The organism is Streptomyces spiralis, assembly GCF_014654675.1.
Lineage (GTDB): Bacteria > Actinomycetota > Actinomycetes > Streptomycetales > Streptomycetaceae > Streptomyces > Streptomyces spiralis.
The window spans coordinates 1-24,119 of the sequence record NZ_BNBC01000005.1 but is presented as its reverse complement, the minus strand read 5'-3'; the positions used below and the strand labels follow the sequence as shown (position 1 = coordinate 24,119).

General features: G+C 72.1%; 16 protein-coding genes. 10 read left to right on the top strand and 6 right to left on the bottom strand.

Annotation, left to right across the window (positions count from 1 at the left end; translation table 11 throughout):
* Nucleotides 1-23: 23 nt before the first annotated feature.
* The 5 genes from IE318_RS07290 to IE318_RS07270 are packed head-to-tail and all read left to right on the top strand — an operon-like array spanning nt 24 to nt 7,937.
* Nucleotides 24-2,855: a nitrate- and nitrite sensing domain-containing protein gene (locus IE318_RS07290; RefSeq protein WP_189897823.1), complete on the top strand. Its 2,832-nt coding sequence runs from the start codon at nt 24-26 to the stop codon at nt 2,853-2,855.
* Nucleotides 2,852-3,286: a roadblock/LC7 domain-containing protein gene (locus tag IE318_RS07285; protein WP_030175723.1), complete on the top strand. Its 435-nt coding sequence runs from the start codon at nt 2,852-2,854 to the stop codon at nt 3,284-3,286. Before IE318_RS07290 ends, IE318_RS07285 begins: the two co-directional genes overlap by 4 nt.
* A 9-nt stretch (nt 3,287-3,295) precedes the next feature.
* Complete coding sequence (locus IE318_RS07280) at nt 3,296-3,691, top strand: DUF742 domain-containing protein (protein ID WP_189897821.1); 396 nt, start codon at nt 3,296-3,298, stop codon at nt 3,689-3,691.
* A gap of 24 nt (nt 3,692-3,715) precedes the next feature.
* Nucleotides 3,716-7,351 carry a hydantoinase B/oxoprolinase family protein gene (locus IE318_RS07275; RefSeq protein WP_189897819.1) on the top strand — a complete coding sequence of 1,212 codons (3,636 nt, stop codon included), beginning with the start codon at nt 3,716-3,718 and terminating at the stop codon, nt 7,349-7,351.
* Entirely contained in the window at nt 7,332-7,937 is a 606-nt protein-coding gene (locus IE318_RS07270) for a GTP-binding protein (protein ID WP_030175726.1), read from the top strand. Before IE318_RS07275 ends, IE318_RS07270 begins: the two co-directional genes overlap by 20 nt.
* Nucleotides 7,938-8,073: 136 nt before the next feature.
* On the opposite strand, the gene glpK is transcribed toward IE318_RS07270, so the two are convergent.
* Both glpK and IE318_RS07260 read right to left on the bottom strand, forming a co-directional pair.
* Nucleotides 8,074-9,594, bottom strand: coding sequence for a glycerol kinase GlpK (glpK, locus tag IE318_RS07265; protein ID WP_189897817.1), 1,521 nt, complete (start codon nt 9,592-9,594; stop codon nt 8,074-8,076).
* Nucleotides 9,595-10,044: 450 nt separating this feature from the next.
* Nucleotides 10,045-11,670: a GGDEF domain-containing protein gene (locus IE318_RS07260; protein ID WP_189897814.1), complete on the bottom strand. Its 1,626-nt coding sequence runs from the start codon at nt 11,668-11,670 to the stop codon at nt 10,045-10,047.
* A gap of 206 nt (nt 11,671-11,876) precedes the next feature.
* Here IE318_RS07260 and IE318_RS07255 point away from each other — a divergent pair, with 206 nt between their 5' ends.
* Nucleotides 11,877-12,689 carry a M15 family metallopeptidase gene (locus tag IE318_RS07255; protein ID WP_189897812.1) on the top strand — a complete coding sequence of 271 codons (813 nt, stop codon included), beginning with the start codon at nt 11,877-11,879 and terminating at the stop codon, nt 12,687-12,689.
* Between the two features lie 58 nt (nt 12,690-12,747).
* Nucleotides 12,748-13,284, top strand: a complete 537-nt coding sequence (locus tag IE318_RS07250) for an NUDIX domain-containing protein (protein ID WP_189897810.1) — start codon at nt 12,748-12,750, stop codon at nt 13,282-13,284.
* A 9-nt stretch (nt 13,285-13,293) separates the two neighbouring features.
* Here IE318_RS07250 and IE318_RS07245 read toward each other — a convergent pair whose 3' ends face one another.
* On the bottom strand, nt 13,294-15,660 hold the full coding sequence (locus tag IE318_RS07245) for a glycoside hydrolase family 31 protein (RefSeq protein WP_189897808.1): 2,367 nt from the start codon (nt 15,658-15,660) through the stop codon (nt 13,294-13,296).
* A gap of 214 nt (nt 15,661-15,874) precedes the next feature.
* On the opposite strand from IE318_RS07245, the gene IE318_RS07240 reads away from it, so the two are divergent.
* On the top strand, nt 15,875-17,851 hold the full coding sequence (locus IE318_RS07240; protein ID WP_189897806.1) for an acetoacetate--CoA ligase: 1,977 nt from the start codon (nt 15,875-15,877) through the stop codon (nt 17,849-17,851).
* Nucleotides 17,852-17,859: 8 nt separating this feature from the next.
* Here the strand turns inward: IE318_RS07240 and IE318_RS07235 are convergent, their stop codons facing one another.
* Nucleotides 17,860-19,179, bottom strand: coding sequence for an aminotransferase class I/II-fold pyridoxal phosphate-dependent enzyme (locus IE318_RS07235; RefSeq protein WP_189897804.1), 1,320 nt, complete (start codon nt 19,177-19,179; stop codon nt 17,860-17,862).
* A gap of 121 nt (nt 19,180-19,300) precedes the next feature.
* Here IE318_RS07235 and IE318_RS07230 point away from each other — a divergent pair, with 121 nt between their 5' ends.
* Together IE318_RS07230 and IE318_RS07225 are read left to right on the top strand one after the other, a co-directional pair.
* The gene (locus IE318_RS07230; RefSeq protein WP_189897801.1) at nt 19,301-20,509 is read left to right on the top strand and encodes an MFS transporter; all 1,209 of its coding nucleotides are present in this window, start codon (nt 19,301-19,303) and stop codon (nt 20,507-20,509) included.
* Nucleotides 20,510-20,534: 25 nt separating this feature from the next.
* Entirely contained in the window at nt 20,535-21,443 is a 909-nt protein-coding gene (locus tag IE318_RS07225; RefSeq protein WP_189897799.1) for a DUF8829 domain-containing protein, read from the top strand.
* 67 nt (nt 21,444-21,510) lie between these two features.
* Here IE318_RS07225 and ptsP read toward each other — a convergent pair whose 3' ends face one another.
* Together ptsP and IE318_RS07215 are read right to left on the bottom strand one after the other, a co-directional pair.
* On the bottom strand, nt 21,511-23,181 hold the full coding sequence (ptsP, locus tag IE318_RS07220) for a phosphoenolpyruvate--protein phosphotransferase (RefSeq protein ID WP_189897797.1): 1,671 nt from the start codon (nt 23,179-23,181) through the stop codon (nt 21,511-21,513).
* An 84-nt stretch (nt 23,182-23,265) separates the two neighbouring features.
* Nucleotides 23,266-23,715 carry a PTS sugar transporter subunit IIA gene (locus IE318_RS07215; RefSeq protein WP_030175753.1) on the bottom strand — a complete coding sequence of 150 codons (450 nt, stop codon included), beginning with the start codon at nt 23,713-23,715 and terminating at the stop codon, nt 23,266-23,268.
* Nucleotides 23,716-24,119 lie beyond the last annotated feature (404 nt).

Sequence of the window (24,119 nt, the reverse complement as noted above, 5' to 3'; positions counted from 1 at the left end):
CGGGGGCCGAGCTGGGGGAGGCCATGCGCTTTCGCGGGAAGTCCATCCGCCGGAAGATCGTGGCGCTGCTTCTCGTGCCGCTGCTGTCCCTGGCCGCCATCTGGGCCTTCGCGACGGTGATCACGGGACGCCAGGCGACCCAGCTGTTCAACGCCTCGTCCGTGGTGGAGAAGATCGCCTACCCCACCGAGGACACCGTCCGCGTCCTGCAGCAGGAGCGCCGCCAGACCCTCGTCCACCTCGCCGACCCCCGTGCCTCCGACGGCGTCGCCGCGCTGCAGCGCAGCCGGGCCGCCACCGACAAGGCCGTGGCCGAGCTCCGCCGGAACGCCGAGAACGCCGACGTCCGCGACGCACTGGGCCCCGGCAGCTCCGGACGGCTGACCGCCGCGCTGGACGCCTTCGACAGCCTCGACTCCCTGCGCCGCGGCGTCGAGGACCGCAGCGTCGGACGCGCCCAGGCGCTCGACCTCTACAACCGCCTGGTCGACCCCTGCTACGTCCTGCTTGCCGACCTCCACGTCGTCGACGACGTCAACCTGGACAAGCAGTACCGCGCCCTGGTCAACCTGGCCCGGGCCCGCGAACTCCTCTCCCGCGAGGACGCGTTGCTCGGCTCCTCCCTGGTGGTCGGCACCCTCACCCGCGACGAGAGCCGCGACATCTCCGAACTCGTGGCCCAGCGCTCCCTGCTCTACGACGTCAGCCTGCCGCTGCTGCCGGCCTCCGAACGCGGCCGCTACCAGCGCTTCTGGGCGAACGCCGCCTCCGCCCCGCTGCGGACGGCCGAGCAGGCCGCCGCCTCGACCACCTCCGGCACGCCGCGGGGCGTGAGCGCGAAGAGCTGGGACACCGCCGCCGCCGATGCGCTCGACGACCTCGGCACCCTCGACGACCAGGCCAACGACCGCTTCCAGGACCGGGTCCACCCGGTCGCCATGAACGTCATCCTGCAGGCGGCAGTGGCCGGTGTCCTCGGTCTGATCGCCCTGCTCTTCTCCCTCTTCCTGTCCATACGCATCGGCCGCGGCCTCATCCGCGACCTCCGGCAACTGCGCCTGGACGCCCACGAGGCGTCCGGTGTCCGCCTGCCCAGCGTGATGCGCCGCCTGTCGGCCGGCGAACAGGTCGACGTGGAGACCGAGGTACCCCGCCTCGAATACGACAAGAACGAGATCGGCGAGGTCGGCCAGGCCCTGAACACGCTGCAACGGGCCGCCGTCGAAGCCGCCGTGAAGCAGGCCGAACTGCGGGCCGGTGTCTCCGAGGTCTTCGTCAACCTCGCCCGCCGCAGCCAGGTACTGCTCCACAAGCAGCTCACCCTCCTCGACGCCATGGAGCGCCGGACCGAGGACACCGACGAACTGGCCGATCTGTTCCGCCTGGACCACCTGACCACCCGTATGCGCCGGCACGCCGAGGGCCTGGTGATCCTCTCCGGCGCCGCCCCCTCCCGGCAGTGGCGCAAACCCGTGCAGCTGATGGACGTCGTACGCGCCGCCGTCGCCGAGGTCGAGGACTATGAACGCATCGAGGTCCGCCGGCTGCCCCGGGTCGCCCTGACCGGTCCCGCCGTCGCCGACCTCACCCATCTCGTCGCCGAACTCCTGGAGAACGCCACGGTGTTCTCCCCGCCGCACACGGCCGTGCAGGTCCTCGGCGAACGCGTCGCCAACGGCTTCACCCTGGAGATCCACGACCGGGGTCTGGGCATGGCCGCCGAGACACTGCTGGACGCCAACCTCCGGCTGGCCGAGACCCCGGAGTTCGAACTCTCCGACACCGACCGGCTCGGCCTGTTCGTCATCAGCCGGCTCGCCCAGCGGCAGAACGTCCGCGTCTCGCTCCAGCCCTCCCCGTACGGCGGCACCACCGCCGTCGTCTTCATTCCCGACGCGCTGCTCACGGACGACGTCCCCGACACCAACGGCATCGGCTTCCGGCTCGACCGGGACCCATCCGCCGGGAAGACCGAGCGGGAGGAGAACCGAAGAGCCGCCCTCTCCCCGGCCCCCGTACAGCTTCCGGGACTGCCGGTCTCGCTCCTGGACGGACCGGTGGAACTGGAGGCGCCTGTCGACCTGGATGCCATCGAGGACTTCCCGGGCGCCCTCGACGACGAGGACAGCGAACGCGGCGGACTGTTCCGCCCCCGCCAGCCCGGCCGGCCCCGGCAGGGAACCGGCCTGCGCGGCACACCGGAGCGCATCCCCGAGGACGAGGACGACAGCCTTCCGATACAGCTGCCCCGGCGCCGGACCCCCAAGCTGGTCAGCTCCCACGGGCGCCCGGTCACCGAGCAGCGGCACCGCCGCGAGCGAGCCGACGACAAGCCGCTCACGAGCGGCGGCCAGAGCGAATCGGACCCCGCCGCCCCGCTGCCTGCCCGCCGCCGCGGCGAGACACCGCTGAGGCCGGCCGGGCGGGCGGCGGACGGCCCCGGCGGACAGGGCACAGCCGAGACCCCGGCCGCCGGCGAGACGCCCCTGGCCGCCGACGAGACGCACGGGGAGCTGCCCGCCCTTCCGCAGCGCGCCCGACGGCCCGCTCTCCCGACGGACCGGCCCGACGACACCGGCGGCGAGGCCGCCACAGCCTCCGGCGAGCCCGCGCCCGACGCGGGGCAGCTGCCCCGGCGGGTGCGGCAGGCGAACCTCGCCCCGCAACTCAAGCAGACGTCCGAGCGGCACACCGAGGACCGGGCCGACCCCGTCGACCGGGACGCCGACGAGGTACGCAGCCGTATGGCCTCGCTCCAGCGCGGCTGGCAGCGCGGCCGTGAGGAGAACGCCGCGGCCGACGACGCCCGCGGCGGCAGCACCGCACCAGGAACGACTAAGGGGGACGGTCGATGACCGCACCGAAGGCGACCGGCCAGACCGCGACTGACAAACGGGAGCTGAACTGGCTCCTCGACGACCTCGTGGACCGGGTCGCCAGCATCCGCAAGGCCATCGTGCTCTCCGGGGACGGCCTGCCGACGGGGGTGTCCAAGGACCTGACCCGGGAGGACAGCGAGCACCTGGCCGCCGTCGCCTCCGGCTTCCACAGCCTCGCCAAGGGCGTGGGCCGGCACTTCGACGCCGGCGGTGTCCGGCAGACCGTCGTCGAGCTGGACGACGCCTTCCTGTTCGTGACCGCCGCCGGCGACGGCAGCTGCCTCGCCGTCCTGTCGGACGCCGACTCCGACGTCGGCCAGGTCGCCTACGAGATGACGCTCCTCGTCAAACGGGTCGGCGTACATCTGGGGGCCGCTCCGCGCACCGATCTGCCCTCCGGCGGGTAGTGGGATGACATGAGCGGAGACGGTCAGGCAACAAGCCACTGGTTCGACGACGAAGCCGGACCGGTGGTCCGCCCGTACGCCATGACACGGGGCCGCACCAGCCATGCGGCCCAGCACCGCCTCGACCTGATCGCGGTGGTCGTCACGGAACCCCATGTCGACGACGCGGAGGCGGACCACGCGCTGTCCCCGGAACACGTGGACATCGTCGAGCTGTGCCGCGACACCCCACAGTCGGTCGCCGAACTCGCCGCGGAACTCGACCTGCCCATCGGTGTGGTGCGCGTCCTCATCGGTGACCTCGTGGACGAGGAGTACGTCCACGTGAGCCGCCCGGTGCCGCCCGCCGAACTGCCGGACGAGAGTATTCTCCGCGACGTGATCAACGGCCTGCGGGCGCTGTGAGCGGCGCGGAAGCGGGGTGACGACATGGCAGCCTGGCAGTTCTGGGTCGACCGGGGCGGCACCTTCACCGACATCGTCGCGCGGCGCCCCGACGGCCGCCTGGTCACCCACAAGCTGTTGTCCGACAACCCGGCGCGGTACGCCGACGCGGCCGTCGCCGGGGTCCGCGCACTCCTCGCCGACTCCCCGGAGCCCGTCGAGTCCGTCCGCATGGGCACCACCGTGGCCACCAACGCCCTGCTGGAACGCAAGGGCGAGCGGACCGTCCTCGTCGTCACCCGCGGCTTCCGCGACGCCCTGCGCATCGCCTACCAGAACCGCCCGCACATCTTCGCCCGCCGCATCGACCTGCCCGAACTGCTCCACGAACGGGTCCTCGAGGTCGACGAACGCATCGCGGCGGACGGCACCGTACTGCGCGCGCCCGACCTGGACGCCCTCGCCGGCCCCCTCCGGCAGGCGTACGACGACGGGATCCGCGCCGTCGCCGTGGTCTGCCTGCACAGCCATCTGCACCCCGCCCACGAGCGGGCCGTCGGCGAGCTGGCCGCGCAGATCGGCTTCCCGCAGATCTCGCTGTCCAGCGAGGTCAGCCCGCTGATGAGACTCGTCCCGCGCGGGGACACCGCCGTCGTCGACGCCTACCTGTCGCCCGGCCTGCGCCGCTACGTCCAGCACGTCGCCGAGGAGCTGCGGCACGTCCGGCTGATGTTCATGCAGTCCAACGGCGGCCTCGCCGAGGCCGGGCAGTTCCGGGGCAAGGACGCCGTCCTGTCCGGTCCCGCGGGGGGCATCGTCGGCATGGCCCGCATGTCCCGGCTCGCCGGCTTCGACCGGGTCATCGGCTTCGACATGGGCGGCACCTCCACCGACGTCTCCCACTACGCGGGCGTGTACGAACGGGTCTTCACCACGCAGATCGCGGGCGTCCGGCTGCGGGCCCCCATGCTGGACATCCACACCGTGGCCGCCGGCGGCGGCTCCGTACTCCACTTCGACGGCTCCCGCTACCGGGTGGGCCCGGACTCGGCCGGGGCCGACCCGGGGCCCGCCTGCTACCGCGGCGGCGGCCCGCTCGCCGTCACCGACGCCAACGTCATGCTCGGCCGCATCCAGCCGGAGCACTTCCCCAAGGTCTTCGGACCCGACGGCGACCAGCCCCTCGACCGGGAGCTCGTCCGCGACCGCTTCACCGCCCTCACCCACGATATCCGCGAGCAGACCGGCGACGACCGCACCCCGGAGCAGGTCGCCGAGGGCTACCTGCAGATCGCCGTCGCCAACATCGCCAACGCGGTCAAGCGGATCTCCGTGCAGAAGGGGCACGACGTCACCCGGTACGCCCTCACCACCTTCGGTGGTGCGGGCGGGCAGCACGCCTGCATGGTCGCCGACTCGCTCGGCATCCGCACCGTCCTCGTGCCGCCCATGGCGGGCGTCCTGTCCGCGCTCGGCATGGGCCTCGCCGACACCACCGCCATGCGCGAACAGTCGGTCGAGACACACCTGGAGCCCGCCGCGATGCCGGGCGTCCTGAAGACCGCCGACGACCTGGAGGGCGCGGCCCGCGCCGAACTGCTGGCCGAGGACATCCCCGAGGAGAACATCCACGTCACCCGGCGCGCCCAGCTGCGCTACGACGGCACCGACACCACCCTCACCGTCGAGCTCACCGAGCCCGACACCATGAGGCACGCCTTCGAAGAACGTCATCGCGCCACGTACTCCTTCACGCTCGACCGCCCGATCGTCGTCGAAGCCCTCTCCGTGGAAGCCACCGGCATCACCGAACCCCCCGATCTGTCCGCCCTCGCCCCGTACCGATCCGCCCGCACCGACCGTTCCGCGGCCGCGGAGACCGTCCGTCTCCACACCGGCGGCGCCTGGCGCGACGTACCCCTGCACCGCCGGGAGGACCTGGCCCCCGGCGTCACCGTCACCGGCCCGGCGATCATCACCGAGGCCAGCGCGACGACCGTCGTCGACGACGGCTGGCAGGCAGTGGCCACCGACGACGGACATCTGGTCATGGAACGCACGGCGGTTACGCAGAGTTCCGATCTCGGCACGGAAGCCGACCCGGTCATGCTCGAGGTCTTCAACAACCTCTTCATGTCCATCGCCGAACAGATGGGCGCCCGGCTCCAGTCCACGGCCCAGTCGGTCAACATCAAGGAGCGCCTCGACTTCTCCTGCGCCCTGTTCGACCCGGACGGAAACCTGGTGGCCAACGCCCCGCACATCCCCGTCCACCTGGGCTCGATGGGCACCAGCGTCAAGGAGGTCATCCACCGCCGCGGCTCCCGGATGCGGCCGGGGGACACCTACGCGGTCAACGACCCCTACCACGGCGGCACCCACCTGCCGGACGTCACCGTCATCACCCCGGTCTTCGACACCTCGGACACGCACGGTGACCGGATCCTCTTCTACGTCGCCTCCCGCGGCCACCACGCCGAGATCGGCGGCATCGCACCGGGCTCCATGCCCGCGAACAGCCGCACCATCGACGAGGAGGGCGTGCTCTTCGACAACTGGCTGCTCGCGGAGGGTGGCCGGCTGCGCGAGGAGGAGACCCACCGGCTGCTGACCGCGGGGCCGTACCCCTCCCGCAATCCGGACACCAACCTCGCCGACCTGCGTGCCCAGATCGCGGCCAACCAGAAGGGCGTCGACGAAGTCGCCCGCATGATCGAGGAGTTCGGGCTCGACGTCGTCCAGGCCTACATGCGGCACGTCCAGGACAACGCGGAGGAAGCCGTCCGCCGGGTCATCGACGCCCTCGACGACGGCGAGTACGCCTACGAGACCGACTCGGGCGCGGTCATCCGGGTCCGCGTCCGCGTGGACCGCGCGCACCGGTCGGCGACGATCGACTTCACCGGCACCTCACCGCGACTGGACACCAACTTCAACGCGCCGCTCTCCGTCGTCGACGCGGCCGTCCTGTACGTCTTCCGCACCCTGGTCGCCGACGACATCCCGCTCAACGACGGCTGTCTGCGGCCCCTGAAGATCGTCGTACCGCCCGGCTCGATGCTCAGCCCCGAACCGCCGGCCGCCGTCGTGGCGGGCAACGTGGAGACCTCCCAGGCCATCACCGGAGCGCTGTACGCCGCGCTCGGCGTCCAGGCGGAGGGCTCCGGGACCATGAACAACGTCACCTTCGGCAACGAACGCCACCAGTACTACGAGACCGTCGCCTCGGGCTCCGGCGCGGGCGACGGCTTCCCCGGCGCGAGTGTCGTCCAGACCCACATGACCAACTCCCGGCTCACCGATCCCGAAGTCCTCGAATGGCGGCTGCCGGTGCGCCTGGAGGAGTTCTCGGTCCGGCGCGGCAGCGGCGGCGCCGGACGGTGGCGTGGCGGGGACGGCGCGGTGCGCCGCATCCGGTTCCTCGAGGCCATGACCGTCTCCACGCTGTCCCAGCACCGCAGGATCCCGCCGTACGGCATGGCGGGCGGCGAGCCCGGCGCACAGGGCACGGGCCGGGTGGAGCGCGCGGACGGCACCGTCGTCGAACTCGGCGGCAGTGACTCGGCGGACGTCGCCCCCGGCGACGTGCTCGTCGTCGAAACCCCCGGCGGCGGGGGCTACGGCCCGCCGCCCGAACCCCGTCAAGCAGGAGAAGAAGTCGATGATCTTCGGGCGTTCTGAGCGCGGCAAGCCCCCGGTCGAGCCCGTCACGCTCAAGATCCTGGTGGCCGGCGGTTTCGGCGTGGGCAAGACGACCCTCGTCGGCGCGGTCAGCGAGATCAGGCCGCTGCGCACCGAGGAACTGCTCACCGAGGCGGGTCGCCCGGTCGACGACGTCAGCGGTGTGGAGGCGAAGCACACCACCACCGTGGCCATGGACTTCGGCCGGATCACGCTCCGCGAGGACCTGGTGCTCTACCTCTTCGGGACGCCCGGGCAGGAACGCTTCTGGTTCATGTGGGACGAGATGTCCGAGGGCGCGCTCGGCGCGGTGGTGCTGGCCGACACCCGCCGCCTGGAGGACTGCTTCGCCGCCGTCGACTACTTCGAACGGCGCTCCATCCCCTTCCTGGTCGGCGTCAACTGCTTCGACGGAGCCCCCCGCTACCCGGTCGAGGCCGTCCGTGGGGCGCTCGACCTCGACGACGACGTCCCGGTGCTGCTGTGTGACGCCCGCGACCGGGAGTCGGTCAAGGAGGTCCTCATCGGGGTCGTCCGGCACGCGATGGCACTTGCCGCGGAGCGCCGCCAGGCTGTCACCACCTGACGCCGCCACCTGACGCCGCCACCGGGTGGACGCCGCACGGCCCGTACCCCCGCCGACCGGGGTACGGGCCGCGATCCATGGGCACGCGCGCGTGCGGCGTCACGGCGCGCATGCGTCACGGCGGTTCACCCGCAGGTCAGCCCTCGCCGTCCTCGAGCCATCCGAAGCTCTTCTCCACCGCCTTGCGCCAGTTGTGGTACTCGCGGTCGCGGACCGCGGCCTCCATGGACGGAGTCCACTCGGCGTCCATCTGCCAGTGGGACTTGAGTTCGTCAAGGTCGTTCCACACGCCCGTCGCGAGCCCGGCCGCGTAGGCGGCGCCCAGACAGGTGGTCTCCGAGACCCTGGGCCGGATCACCGGGACGCCGAGTACGTCCGCCTGGTGCTGCATCAGCAGGTTGTTCTTGGTCATGCCGCCGTCGACCTTCAAGGTGGTGAGCTTCACCCCGGAGTCCTGGTACATGGCGTCCACGACCTCGCGTGTCTGCCAGCTGGTCGCCTCGAGTACCGCCCGCGCGAGGTGCGCCTTGGTGACGTACCGGGTCAGGCCGGTGACCACCCCGCGCGCGTCCGAACGCCAGTACGGCGCGAACAGGCCGGAGAACGCGGGCACGATGTACGCCCCGCCGTTGTCCGCCACGCTCGCCGCGAGGGGCTCGATCTCGTCCGCGGTGCGGATGATGCCGAGCTGGTCGCGGAACCACTGCACCAGCGCGCCGGTGATCGCGATGGCCCCCTCAAGGCAGTAGACCGGCGGCTCGTCGCCGATCTTGTAGCCCATGGTGGTGAGCAGACCGCTCTTCGACGGCACAGGCCGGTTCCCGGTGTTCAGCAGCAGGAAGCTGCCGGTGCCGTAGGTGTTCTTGGCGTCCCCCACGTCGTAGCAGGCCTGGCCGAACACGGCTGCCTGCTGGTCACCCAGGGCCGATGCCACCGGTACGCCCCCCAGCTGGCCGACGGCGGTCCCGTACACCTCGGAGGAGGACCTGATCTCGGGCAGGATCGCCTCGGGCACGTTCATGGCGGACAGGATGGACTCGTCCCACTGGAGGGTCTCCAGGTTCATGAGCATGGTGCGGCCGGCGTTGGTGACGTCGGTGACGTGCCGGCCGCCGTCCGTGCCGCCGGTGAGGTTCCAGATGAGCCAGGAGTCGATGGTGCCGAAGGCGAGTTCGCCGCGCTCGGCCCGGTCGCGCAGACCGGCCACGTTGTCGAGCAGCCAGGCCGCCTTCGGCCCCGAGAAGTAGCTGGCGAGCGGCAGCCCGGTCTGCTCGCGGAATCGGTCCTGCCCGATGGAGCCGCCGAGCTGATTGCACAGGGCCGCGGTGCGGGTGTCCTGCCAGACGATCGCGTTGTGCACGGGCTTGCCGGTGGCGCGGTCCCACAGGACGGTCGTCTCGCGCTGATTGGTGATGCCCAGCGCGCTGAGCTGGTCGGCGCGCAGCCCGGCCTTGGCGACCGCGCCCGCGACCACCGCCTGAACCTTCGACCAGATCTCGGTGGCGTCGTGCTCCACCCAGCCCGGCTTGGGGAAGATCTGGCGGTGTTCGCGCTGGTCGACGGCCACGATGGACCCGCTGTGGTCGAAGATGATGCAGCGGCTGGAGGTGGTGCCCTGGTCGATTGCGGCCACGTACTTCTCGGCGTTGTCCGTCATGACTACCCCTTGGTGGCGAGGGTCGGAAGACTGCGGTGTGGTCGACGCCCGCGGGCGTACCTCCGATCGGCGGAAACGGTGCGCGGAGGCGGGAGATCGGAGAGGTTTCAACCTTTCCGCCCTCGCTCGTATCAGTTTGTCCCACGAGTGCGGGGGGCTGCGCGAGATGGCCGACAGGCGCGTGACGTGTATGCCGTGGCAGCCGAATCGCCCGTGGGGGAGGAGGCCGGGGCATGCGGGCCGCGCATCGGGAACCGACCAGGACGCGCCGGAGACGCGCGGGGATGACGACTGGCACGGAAAGTGTTCACCCGTGCACAAGGAGCGTCAAGGCGCCTGACGGCGACAGTGACAGCGGGGCGCCCGGGGCGCCGCCGGGCCACGCGGCACCCCACCTCGGGAACGCGCACTCGGCGATCGCGGACCCCTCCCGGGCCCCGTCTGTGCGCCTCAGCCCGCCCGAGTGGCCGCGACCGTCGATCCGCGGCGGACCTCGTGGCCGGGCCGGCCCGCCCGGCCCAGGACCCAACTCGGCCCCTGGAGTGCCTTGGCGGCCTTCTTCAACGGCGCCAGGCAGGCCGCCGCCTGCCGGTGGTCGGCCACGCTGCCCGCCGCACAGACGACCGTGGCCAGCGACAAGGTGACCGGAAAACCGGCCGCCGACCAGGGGACGTCCAGCACGGAGGCGAACAGGGAATCGAGTCCCTCCGGTTCCGCCAGCACCAGGAAGTCGTCCCCGCCGATGTGCCCCACGCGCGCGTGCCCGCTCGATGCACCCAGCAGCGCCCGCCCCACCGACCGGATCAGCTCGTCGCCCGCCGCGAACCCGGCACCGTCGTTGACCTGCTTGAAGTGGTCGATGTCCAGCCAGCTCAGCGCGAACGGCCGCCCTCCGGAAATCCGCCGGTCCACCTCACCGGTGATCGCGTCCGAGCCGGGCAGCCGGGTCAGCGGATTGAGCCCCGCCGCCTCCTCCACCCGGGACTCGGCCAGCGCCCGGACCAGATCCGCCAGCCGTACGACGCCCACGCACCGCCCGCGTCGGTCGACGACCGCCACATCGTCCGACGTGCGGTCCCGGCCGCCGACCGCGACGACGTCCAGCACCTCCCAGGCGGTGGCGTCGACGCCGACCGTACGCGGCGGGTCGCCCAGTTTGGCGGCCGGCCGGTCGGCGTACAGGGCGTGGCCGTAGCGCCCCGACATCATCAGCAGGAAGCGGGACCGGTGCACCGACCGCAGCGGCGTTCCGTGCGCGTCCACGAGGAGCACGCCGGACACGTCGGGCGACCCGGTCAGCAGCGCCTGGACCTGGCCCGCGGACGCGTCGGCCGGCAGCATCGCGGCGGGCCGCAGGAACTCCCGCACCGAGGGCCCGGAGCGCGGAGCCGGCAGGATCTCGGGGGAGCGCGGCGGAACGTAGACGTCCGCGACGGGCAGGCGGGCCGGCGGCGCGAACAGCTCGCCCTGCGCCAGTTGGGCGCCGGCCGACAGCGCGAGCGCGCACTGGCGTTCGGTCTCCACGCCCTCCACGGCCAGCAGTGCCCCGAGCTGCTCGCACAACGTCCGCATCGCCCGAACCGCCGCGGGCCGCGCCAGCAGTGAGGCGTCGAGCTTCACCAGGTCCGGGGCGACGTCCGTGAGCAGCCGCAGGGGCACGTCCCCGTCGCCGACGCCGTCCGCGGCGATCCGGAAACCCTCGGCGCGCAGCACTGCGATCGCCTCCAGCAGCGCTTGCTGCGGTACGTGCGTGTACGGCGGCACGACGTCGATCGTGATCTCCCACGGCAGCCGCCCCGCCCCGCGCACGGCGTCGTGCAGGGGGCCGAGGCCGCCGAGGTCGGCGAGGGTGCCGGCGAACACGTTGAGGTGGAGGGGGAGCAGCGTCTCCGTACGGGCCGCCGCGCGGAGCGCCGACACCGCCAGACGGCCGTCGAGCTCGGGGTCGCGACGGGCGTCGGCCAGGACGTCGCCGCTCTCCGGCCGGGCCAGGACCTCCAGAGCCGTGACCCCGCCGGTGGCCAGATTGACCACGGGCTGGAAGGCGAAGCGGAGAGTATCCGTCCAGGAATGCACGGGAGCATGATGGCGCCGCCCGCGCACCCCCAGGCCGAGTTCATGAGACGTTAACGCAGGATTCCGGAGCGGTCACAGTGGGTATGCGAAAGGGCTTTCGGTCCCTTGCGGAGCGCGCACCTCCGCACCCAACCGCACTGGCGCCCCGCCCGAACGGTGCGCAACCGCTTCCCACGGCGGACCTGCTCCCGATAGATGTAGGAGACATGACACGTCTGTCCCGTGCCCTCCGCGGTGTGATCACCGCAGTGGCCGCCCTGCTGACCTTGACCGCCGCCTCCGCCACCGCCCGGGCCACCCCGGCCGATCCCAAGGCGCCGAAGGACTTCGTGGCCCTGAGCGCCGTGGATCCCACGATCATCCAGGAGATGCGCAACTTCACGCCCCACAACTTCGTCGGCGAGCGCGTCGACGGCTACGAGCAGCCCATGTGCATCCTCACCCGGCCCGCCGCCGAGGCCCTGCACAAGGCCCAGAAGGAACTGCTGCGCAAGGGCTACAGCCTGAAGGTCTACGACTGCTATCGGCCGCAACGCGCGGTGGACCACTTCGTCCGCTGGGCCAAGGACCTCGACGACCAGGCCATGAAGGCGGAGTTCTACCCGCGCGTCGACAAGACCCGGCTGTTCGACGACGGCTACATCGCGGCGAAATCCGGTCACAGCCGCGGCTCCACGATGGATCTCACCGTCGTCAGGCTCCCGGCCCGGCCGACCCACCCCTACGTCCCCGGCCAGCCCCTCGTGCCCTGCTACGCGCCCAAGGACCAGCGCTTTCCGGACAACTCCCTCGACATGGGGACCGGATTCGACTGCTTCGACACCCTCGCGCACACGCTCGACCCCAGGATCCAGGGACAACAGCGTGCCAACCGGCTGCTGCTCAAGAGCACCCTGGAGAACCTCGGATTCGTGAACCTCGCCGAGGAATGGTGGCACTACACCTATCAGCCCGAGCCCTACCCGGACACCTACTTCGATTTCCCGGTCTCGCGGAAGTCCCTCACTCCGGGGCGCTGAGCGACTGCCCGAACATCTGACAGGAGACGCCCCTCCTCTGATCGGATACAGTCCGCGCGTGTCCGAAAATCAGCACCTGACTGTCAACTCCGTACCGGACTCCCACTGTTCGAGCTGCGGAGCGCCCTATGGGGAGGGCATCTCCGGCTGGCCCCGCACCTGCCGGGCCTGCGGGACCGTCGCCTACCGCAACCCGCTGCCGGTCGCGGTGGCCATCCAGCCCGTGTACGACACCAAGGGCACCGCCCTGGTGGTGATCACCCGCACGGTGTCCCCCGCGCGCGGGGGCACGGCTCTGCCCGGTGGCTACATCGACGACCGAGAGGACTGGCGGCACGCCGTCGTCCGCGAGCTCAAGGAGGAGACGGGCATCGACGCGGCCGCCCGCGACGTGCGGCTCGCCGATGCCATGAGCTCGCCCGACGGCCATCTGCTCCTCTTCGGGCTGCTCCCGGAACGCCCGGCCGAGGGCCTGCCGCAGTCCGCCGCCACCGAGGAGACGGAGGGGTGGCACCTGCTGCGCAGGCCCGAGGAGCTGGCCTTCCCGCTGCACACGCTGGCCGTACGCGCCTGGTTCGAGGGCCGGTACGTCTGAGCCGTGCCCTCAGGGCTCGTCGAGCCCCCGGACGCGGAGCGGGTGGGACGGGGCACTCATCCCCTCCTCCCGCTCGCGTTCCACGACCACCCGCCGGCCGTGCCGGCGGACGACGTAGCGCTCGATCTCCGGCTCGTCCCACCCGTCGCCCGCGTCCGGCACCACCAGCCCGCCCCCGGTCCGGCCAGGGGCGGGCGCCCACACCTCCAGCTCCAGCCCGCCGTGCTCCCCCCGCACGGGTATCACGGATCCCGCGCGCGCGAGCACGGGAATCCGCTCCAAGGGGGCGTCGACCAGCACCTGCCCCGGCCCCTCGTACGCCCGCCCCGTCGCCGTGTCGTACCAGCGGCCCGGCGGCAGCCGCACCGCCCGCCGCTCCGTGCCCGGCCGGAGCACCGGTGCCACCAGCAGGCTGTCGCCGAGCAGGAAGGCGTCCTCGCAGTCGCGCAGGGCGCGGTCCTCCGGCGCGCCCCACCACACCGGGCGGACATAGGGCGCCCCGGTGCGCCGTGCCAGATGCGCCAGCGTCACGAAGTACGGCAGCAGTCGCCTGCGCTCGACGAGCGCCACGCGCGCGTGCTCGAGCACCTCCGGCCCGAACTCCCACGGCTCCCGCCGGCCCGCCCGCAGGCTCGCGTGTGTCCGGAACAGCGGCAGACAGGCGCCCAGCTGGAACCAGCGCAGATACAGTTCGGGCGAGGGACTGCCGTCGAACCCGCCCACGTCCGGCCCCGAGTAGGGCACCCCGCACAGCCCGAGGCCCAGAACCAGCGACAACGACGCCTTCAGCCCCGGCCAGCTCGTGGCCACGTCCCCCGACCAGGTGCCGCCGTAGCGCTGCAGGCCGGCCCACCCCGAGCGGGAGAAGACGAACGGCCGCTCGCCGGGCACCAGTTCGCGCAGCCCCTCGTACCCGGCCCGGGCCATGCAGAGGCCGTACACGTTGTGCGCCTCGCGGTGGTCGCCGCCCCGGCCCTCCAGGGCGTGCCGGGCCGACCGGGGCAGCGTCGTCTCACCGAAGGCGGCGAAGGAGGTCGGCTCGTTCATGTCGTGCCAGAAGCCCGAGAACCCCTCGCCCAGCCGCTCCTCGTACAGCCGGCCCCACCACCGCCGCACGCGCGCGTGCGTGAAGTCCGGGAAGACCGTCTCCCCGGGCCACACCACGCCCCGTACGACCTCGCCCGAGGCGTCCCGTACGAAGGCGTCCTCGGCCGTGCCCGCGTCGTACACGGCGTTGCCCGGCGTGGCCCGCACGCCAGGGTCGACGATCGACACCAGCCGGATTCCGTCCCGGCGCAGTTCCTCCGCGAGCACCGGCAGCTTCGGGAAGCGGTCCTGGTCGACGGTGAACACCTGGTGCGCGTCGTAGTGGTCGATGTCCAGGTGCACGGCGTCCAGGGGCAGACCGTGCTCGTGGTACCCCGAGACGATCCGCCGCACCTCCTCCTCGGTGCCGAAACCCCACCGGGCGTGATGGTGGCCCAGGGCCCATGCGGGCGGCAGCGCCGCCGCCCCCGTGAGCGACGCCCAGGCGTGCACCACGCGCGCGGGAGTACCGACGATCACCCAGCAGCGCAGCGGGCCGCCGTCCATCCGCAGTTCGCTCACCCCGGCCCGGTCGTGGCCCGAGCCGGCGCCCTCCTCACCCTCCCGCAGGACGACCGTGCCGTCCCAGGTGTTGTCGTGGAACGCCAGATGCGTGCCCGCGTCGGCCACCACCCACTGGACCGGCATGGTGATGTACAGCGGGTCGTCGCCGGGTTCGAACGAGTGACCGGGATCGGTGTTCCACAGCCGATAGGTGCCGTCGCGCAACCGAGGTCCGGACGCCCGCCCGCCCAGGCCGAAGAACCGTGCGTCGGCCGCCACCTCCGAGCGCTGCAGCCAGCGCGCCGGACCCCCGCCGACCGGTTCCCACCACCGGGGCGGCAGATCCCGCCGCAGGGGCACGCCACCGGGAGTGCGCACCTCGATCGCGCCCTGTCGCGAGACGGCGACGGTGACCCGCTCGGCCACCACCCGCCAGCCGCCCTCCTTGTCCGGCTCCAGCACCGCGCGGGGGTCCGGCTCGGGGCAGCGACCGGCCAGCGCGTACGACGGCTCCGGATCGGCCCCGTCCCAGCCCCAGAAGACGGCACCGTTCACCGCGACCACGATGCGCAGCTCCGACCGGCTGAACCGCACGGTTCCGCCCCCGGGCCCGGGGGCCGCGTCCCGCACCACGCCGGGCGTCCGTGCGCGCTCGGGCCCCCGTGTCGGCAGGGCCCTGGCGTCGGCACGCCGCCTGCGCCAGGCGGCCCGTACGGTGCGCAGCCCCTGGGCCCCGCCCACAGAGCCGACCGCTTTCACCGAACGCACCAGGTCACGACCGTCCATGCTGCTCACCCTGCCATCGACAGCGCTCCGCGCGCGTGTCGTTCAACTGCCGTTCACCCAGGCCCGGACCACATCCTCACGACACGGACTATGTGGGGCGCACCCTGGTGCAGAAGTCGATCACATGGCATCGTCCGTGTCAGCCGCGTCACGCGCACACCCCAGCACGTGCGCGGACCGACGCACACGACGCGCACAGTCCGGGAGCCGCCCCATGTCGACCGCGAACCCCCTGCCGCTCTGGCAGCCCGATCCGCAGCGCATCGCCCAGGCGCGGATCACGAAGTTCCAGGCTTGGGCGGCCGAGCACCACGGAGCGCCCGCCGAGGGCGGCTACGCGGCCCTGCACCGCTGGTCCGTCGACGACCTGGACACCTTCTGGAAGGCCCTCACGGAGTGGTTCGACGTACGCTTCTCCACCCCCTACGCGCGCGTGCTGGGCGACCGCACCATGCCCGGGGCGCAATGGTTCCCCGGAGCCACCCTGAACTACGCCGAGCACGCCCTGCGCGCCGCTGACACCCGCGCGCACGAGCCGGCCCTCCTGTACGTCGACGAGACCCACGAACCGAGCCCGGTGACCTGGTCCGAGCTGCGCCGCCAGGTGGGCTCCCTGGCCGGCGAACTGCGCGCCCTCGGCGTACGCCCCGGAGACCGTGTCAGCGGCTACCTGCCGAACATCCCCCAGGCGGTCGTCGCCCTCCTCGCCACGGCCGCCGTGGGCGCCGTGTGGACCTCCTGCGCCCCCGACTTCGGCGCCCGCAGCGTCCTGGACCGCTTCCAGCAGGTCGAACCGGTCGTGCTGTTCACCGTCGACGGCTATCGCTACGGCGGCAAGGAGCACGACCGCCGCGACGTCGTCGCCGAACTGCGCCGCGAACTGCCCACCCTGCGCGCCGTCGTCCACATCCCCCTGCTCGGCACCGCGGCCCCCGAGGGCGCCCTGGAGTGGTCGGCCCTGACCTCCGCCCACACCGAGCCCGTCTTCGAACAGGTGCCCTTCGACCATCCGCTGTGGGTGCTGTACTCGTCCGGCACCACCGGTCTGCCCAAGGCCATCGTGCAGTCCCAGGGCGGCATCCTCGTCGAACACCTCAAGCAGCTCGGCCTGCACTGCGACCTCGGTCCCGAGGACCGCTTCTTCTGGTACACGTCGACCGGCTGGATGATGTGGAACTTCCTCGTCTCCGGCCTGCTGACCGGCACGACGATCGTCCTGTACGACGGCAGCCCCGGCTATCCCGACACCGGCGCCCAGTGGCGGGTCGCCGAGCGCACCGGAGCCACCCTGTTCGGTACCTCCGCCGCGTACGTGATGGCCTGCCGCAAGGCACAGATCCATCCCGCCCGCGACCACGACCTGTCCAAGGTCCAGTGCGTGGCCACCACCGGCTCCCCGCTGCCGCCCGACGGCTTCCGCTGGCTGCACGACGAGTTCGCGGAGAGCGGGGCCGACCTGTGGATCGCCTCCGTCAGCGGAGGCACCGACGTGTGCTCCTGCTTCGCGGGAGCGGTCCCGACCCTCCCGGTCCACATCGGCGAGCTCCAGGCCCCCTGTCTGGGCACCGACCTGCAGTCCTGGGACCCGAGTGGCGCACCCCTGGTCGACGAGGTCGGCGAGCTCGTCGTCACCAACCCCATGCCGTCGATGCCGATCCACTTCTGGAACGACCCCGACGGCAGCCGCTACCACGACAGCTACTTCGCCATGTACCCCGGCGTATGGCGCCACGGCGACTGGATCACGCTCACCTCCCGCGGCTCGGTGATCATCCACGGTCGCTCCGACTCCACGCTCAACCGCCAGGGCGTACGCATGGGATCCGCCGACATCTACGAGGCCGTCGAACGGCTGCCCGAGATCAAGGAATCCCTCGTCATCGGCGTCGAACAGCCCGACGGCGGCTACTGGATGCCCCTGTTCGTGCATCTGGTGCCCGGAGCCGTCCTCGACGACGCGCTCCTGAACCGGATCAAGCAGACCATCCGCGAACAGCTCTCCCCGCGTCATATCCCCGACGAGGTCGTCGAGGTGCCCGGCATCCCGCACACCCTCACCGGCAAGCGCATCGAGGTACCGGTCAAGCGCCTCCTCCAGGGCACCCCGCTGGACAAGGCGGTCAACCCCGGGTCCATCGACGACATCGAGTTGCTGCGCTTCTACGAGGACCTGGCCCGCAAGCGGGCCTGAGCGCCCGGTCAGCCCCCGTAGGTGGCCTCGGACTCGCCGAGCACGGCGGCGAAGTCCGAGGCCAGCCGCGCCGCGTCGGCCGGTTCCAGCTCGGCGACGGAGATCCGCACCCCGGGTCCCGAGGACAGCCGGAACCGCGCGCCCGCGGCGACCCACCAGCCGTAGGACCGCAACCCGTTCACCACGGCGGACTCGTCCGCCACCGGCACCCACACGTTCATGCCGCTCGCCCCGTGCGCCGGAATCCCCCTGAACGCCAGCTCCCCGAGGAGAGCGTCACGGCGCGCCGTGTACGCCGCGCGTGCCCGGGACACCAGCGCGCGCGTGCCTTCGTCCGTCATCAGCCCGTGGACCGTCTCCTGGAGCAGATGGCTGACCCAGCCGGACGTCAGCAGCAGCCGCCCGTCGTGACGGGCCAGGGTGGTGGCGTCGCAGGCCGCGGCGGCCCAGCGCAGATCGGCGCCCAGGAACTTGCTCACGGTGCGCACATGCACCCAGCGCGCCGGACCGTCGGCGGTGAGCGTCCGCAGGGGCGCGTCGGTGACCGCCGAAGCGTGGTCGTTCTCGACGACCAGTACGTCCGGGGCCTCGCGCAGTACGTCGACCAGCGCCTCACGACGCTCCGGCGAGAAGCATCCGCCGTACGGGTTCTGGCCCCGCGGACTGCACACCACGGCCCACGCGCCCGCCCGCAGCGCCCGCCGCAGGGCATCGGGACGCATCCCCTCGTCGTCCACCGCCACCGGGACGCTGCGCAGCCCCAGCGCCGTGACCAGGTCCAGCAGATGGTGGTAGCCGGGATCCTCCATCGCCACCGCGTCACCGGGCCGCAGCTCCACGGACAGCAGCCGTCCGACGAGATCCAGCGCACCGTGGGCGAACGTCACGTGCTCCACCGGCACCCCGTCGGGCCGCAGCCAGTCGCGCACGACCTCCTCCAGCCGCGCCAGCCGGGGCGTCGAGCGGTGCGACCGGGCCCCCGGAGCCAGCCGCGACGGCGGCACCAGACCAGGGAGAAACGCGGGATCCGGATGCCCGCCGGCCAGATCCCGCAACCCCGGGGGCACCTTCGGCGGGCGACGCGAGGCCACCGCCGGGGCCGGCGCCACGACGGTCCCGCCGCGGCCCCGGGTGACGACGATGCCGCGCCCCCGCAGCTCCTTGTACGCGGTGGCGACCGTCCCGGGACTCACCCCCAGATCGTCGGCCAGTCGCCGCACGGGTGGCAGCGCCGTACCCGGAGCCAGGGCGCCCTCCGCCACGCCCCGCTCCACGGACGCGGCAATTCCCTTGGCCGTCGTACCACTGATCGCATATTGTGCTGCCACATCGATGATTATGTATCAGTACATAATTTCATGGCAAGGGGGAGCAGTGGGGATCACCCGCCGCACAGGACGCGCAGGAGCAGGACAAGCACGCATCCCCGGAGGACGGGACGGCCGCAGAATGCTCGCCGTCGCCCTCGTCGACCGCACCGGCAGCGGACTGTGGGCATCCGTCTCCGTCCTGTACTTCACCTACGTCTCCGGCCTCTCCGTCGCCCAGGTCGGCACCCTCGCCGCCCTCGCCGGAGCCGTCGGCATCGCCGGCGCCCCCCTCGGCGGCCACCTCGCCGACCGGCTCCCCCTCACCCGCGTCCTCATCGCCCTGCAACTCCTGCGCGCGCTCGCCTCCCTCGCGCTCCTCACCAGCGACAACTACGCCCTGCTGGTCACCTTCTCCGCCGTGGGCAGCCTCGGCGACCGCGCCGCGAGCGTCCTCACCAAGCTCTACGCCACCCGCGTCGCCGGCCCCGACCGCGTCCGCTACCAGGCCCTCAACCGCACCCTGGCCAACGTCGGCTGGGCACTCGGCGGCCTCGGCGCCGCAGCCGCCCTCACCCTCGGCACCACCGCCGCCTACCGGTGGCTGCTCATCGGCGACGCGCTCTCCTTCGCCGCCGCCGCCCTCCTCACCGTGCGCTGCGCGGAACCCCCTTCCCCCTCCAGGACCGTCGCCGGCTCACACACCCCCGAGCCGGCCACCAAGCCCACCAGCCCCTGGCGCGACCGCACCTACCTCCGCTACGTCGCCACCGAAACCGTCCTCTTCCTCGACGACGCCGTCTTCAAGGTCGGCCTGCCCCTGTGGATCGCGCACACCGGCAGCACACCCCACGGCCTCGCACCCCTGCTCATGGTCCTCAACAACGTGATGGTGGTCGTCCTCCAGGTCCCCCTGGCCCGCTTCGGCGCCACCACGGCCGCCGCCCGCGGCCTCCTGATCCCACTCTCGGCGGCCTACGCCGCAGGCGGCACCGCCATGGCGCTGTCCGCGACCGCCGGCACCGTCGGCGCCACCCTGCTCCTGACCGCCGCGGCGGCCGCCTTCACCACGGCGGAGATGCTCCATGCCACCATCTCCTGGGAACTGTCCGTGGCCCTCGCCCCCGCCCAGGCCCAGGGCACCTACCTGGGCGTGCACGGACTCGCACAGTCCGCACAGCGCAGCATCGGACCGCTCGCCGTCACCGCGGCCATCGCCGCGGGCCCCGCCGGATGGACACTCTTCGGCGCCACCATCGCCCTGACCTGCGTCATCCAGCACCGCACGGTCCGTGACCGACTCGCCCGCCCCTCGTTGTCAGTGCCGCCGGTTACTGTGAGTGAGCAGTGATCGACCGTGCACACAGGGGGAGAACATGGCGCACACCGACCACCAGAGCATGCGACGCGTCCTGCGCCGCGAAATCGCCGGCACCATCGGCCTGCTCACCGACGAACACGACTTCCGCGCCATGCGGCGCTACCGCAGCTTCACCTTCGACGACCACACCTCCTACCTCCGGCAGGTCGAGGCACTCCTGAAGACCCGCGCCGCCCAGGGCAGCCACACCGCAGTGGCCCTCTTCGACCCCGAGGAATACGCCGAATACTGCGCAGGCACCGGCCTCGACCCTGATGCCTCGGCCAGCCGCGCCCGCTTCACCGCCGAGATCGCCACCACCGGCCCGACCGTCCCCTACGACGGACGGCCCCTCACCGAACTGGTGCCCGCCCTCGTCGACGAGGCCATCCGCCAGGCCACTTGGGAATACGCCTCCACCCTCCTCGCCCGGCTCGGCCCGTGCACCACCTGCGGCGAGGACATCGGCCGCGCCGCCTTCGACCGAGCCGCCGGCCTCCTCGCCCGCATCCTCGACACGGCATCACCAGGAGACCACCACCTGGTGTGCAGCGTCACCGCCCCACCCGAAACCCTCGTCGCCGCCCTCCACGCCGACACCGACGACAGCGGCGCCACCCGGCTCGACGAGGCCGAGGCACTCGAGTTCACCACGGTCCTCGCCCTCGGCATGGCCACCCGCAGCCCCGGCGGACTCGTCATGCGCACCACCCAGCCCGGCGCCCGCGACCGCGTCTACGGCTGGCGCCTGCGCGGCGACGGCCTGGCCCCCCTCACCGAGGGCGAGGTCTTCGACGCCTACTGCACCGACGCCGAATCCGGCGACCTGATCGGACCGGAATCCGGCGTCGACTACTGCGTACCACCCGACCTCGGAGACAAGGGCCCCGGAAAGAAGGGACACGACCCCCGGCACCGCCACTGAACACGCGAAGGGGCGCCCCACCCATGTGGAGCGCCCCTCGACAGCCGACCCGGTACGGGCCGGCCCGTCACTCGCCGGACAGCACCGCCTGCGCCGCGCTACGCGCCTCGTCGGCGCTGTCCGCGGCACGCGCGGCCGCCGCCGCACGCTCGCACTGGGCCAGCGTGTGCTTGGCCAGCGACGCCCGGACGTACGGAATCGACGCCGCACCCATGGACAGGGAGGTGACACCCAGACCCGTCAGCACACACGCGAGCAGCGGATCCGACGCGGCCTCGCCACAGACACCACAGCTCTTGCCCTCGGCCTTCGCCGCCTCGGCGGCCAGCGCCACCAGGTCCAGCAGCGCGGGCTGCCACGGGTCCTGCAGCCGCGACACCGCGCCCACCTGACGGTCCGCGGCGAAGGTGTACTGAGCGAGGTCGTTGGTCCCCAGCGACAGGAACTCGACCTCCTGGAGCACCGAGCGGGCCCGCAGCGCCGCCGACGGGATCTCGACCATCGCACCGAACTTCGCCCGCAGCCCCGCCGCACGGCACGCGTCCGCGAACGCCTTCGCATCGGCCCGGTCCGCGACCATGGGAGCCATGACCTCGAGATAGACCGGCAGCCCCTCGGCCGCCTTGGCCAGCGCCGTCAGCTGCGTGCGCAGCACCTCCGGGTGATCGAGCAGCGTCCGCAGACCCCGCACGCCCAGAGCGGGGTTCGGCTCGTCGGCCGGGGTCAGGAAGTCCAGCGGCTTGTCCGCGCCCGCGTCCAGCACCCGCACGACTACACGGCCCTCGGGGAAGGCCTCCAGCACCTGCCGGTAGGCCTCGATCTGCTTCTCCTCGGACGGCGCCTTCTTGTTGTCGTCCAGGAACAGGAACTCGGTCCGGAACAGGCCGACGCCCTCCGCACCGGCCTCGACCGCCGCAGGCACGTCCGCGGGACCGCCGATGTTGGCGAGCAGCGGCACCTTGTGACCGTCGGACGTGGCACCAGGGCCCACCGAGGCCGCCAGCGCGGCCTTGCGCTCCGCGGCCGCCGCCTCCAGCCGGGCCTTCTTCTCGTCACTGGGGTTCACGAAGATCTCGCCGGTGCTGCCGTCCACCGCGATCACCGTGCCCTCGGACAGCTCCCCGGCGCCGGGCAGCGCCACGACCGCGGGCACCCCGAGCGCACGCGCCAGAATCGCGCTGTGGCTCGTCGGCCCGCCCTCCTCGGTGACGAAGCCGAGCACCAGGCCCGGGTCCAGCAGCGCGGTGTCGGCGGGCGCCAGGTCACGGGCGACCAGGACGTACGGCTCGTCGCTGTCCGGAACACCCGGCATGGGAACGCCGAGCAGGCGCGCGACGATACGGTTCCGCACGTCGTCGAGGTCGGCCACGCGGCCCGCCAGGTACTCGCCCGCACCGGCCAGCAGGTCCCGGTAGGCGGCGAACGCGTCGTACACCGCGCGCTCCGCCGTACTGCCGACGGCGATGCGCCGGTCCACGTCCGCGATCAGCTCGGGGTCCTGCGCCATCATGGCCTGCGCCTCCAGCACAGCCTGCGCCTCGCCCCCGGCCAGGTTGCCGCGCGCCATCAGATCGGCGGCCACCGCCTCCACGGCCTGGCGGGCGCGCCCCTGTTCGCGCTCCGCCTCCTCCGCCGGTATCTGCTTGGCAGGCGGCTCCAGCACCGCCGTCCCCATGTGCCGTACCTCGCCGATCGCCACTCCGTGGCTCACACCGACGCCTCGCAGCGTTGTGTCCATCTCACCGGTCTCCGGTTAGTGCGGCGGCTCCCGCCGCGGTGGTCGTTCTGTTCGCCGTCCTCGTCCTCAAGGACGGCAGGGGTGTCACTTCCAGGCGAAGAGGCTGTCGCCGGCCTTCACATCGCCGTTGTCGCGAAGATCGGAGAGGGAGTCGGCGGTGGCCTCCAGGGCCACGACCGGGCAGACGGGCGACTTGCCGGCGGCCTCGACGGCGGCGGGGTCCCAGCGCACCACGGCCTGGCCGCGCGTCACGGTGTCGCCCTTGTTCGCGAGCAGCTCGAAGCCCTCGCCGTTGAGCTGCACGGTGTCGATGCCGAGGTGGACGAGCACGCCGTGTCCCTGCTCGTCGACGACGACGAACGCGTGCGGGTGGAGCGAGACGATGACACCGTCCACCGGAGCCACCGCCTCGGAGGGCTCACGCACGGGGTCGATGGCGGTGCCCGGGCCGACCATGGCGCCGGAGAAGACCGGGTCCGGCACTGCGGCCAGTCCGATGGCGCGTCCGGCGAGCGGGGACGTCACGGTGGTCATGGGAAGCCTCCCAGGGGTGGAGATCGTATGTGCCGTCACTGCCTGTCCCGGACGGCGCACTGTGCAGCAGGGTATGTCACGGTAAGTACCGGATCCGGGCGAGAGCTTACGACAGCTCACGTTGGTGGTCTAGACCACCAATCACGTTGATTTGCACCGGCTCCGCGGACCGATGTAGAGTCGTACCCCTGTCCGGGGGAGAGTGACGCGGACCAAGCGTCCTTGCTCGGGCAGCACCCAACTTGTCAGATCCTATCTCTGGATCGCCTTCGGCATGTCCGCGGGGCGGTGGTCAGAGAGACCGGAAAAGCCTGATAGAGTTTGGATCACCGAAGGGAAGCGCCCGGAGGAAAGCCCGAGAGGGTGAGTACGAAGGAAGCGTCCGTTCCTTGAGAACTCAACAG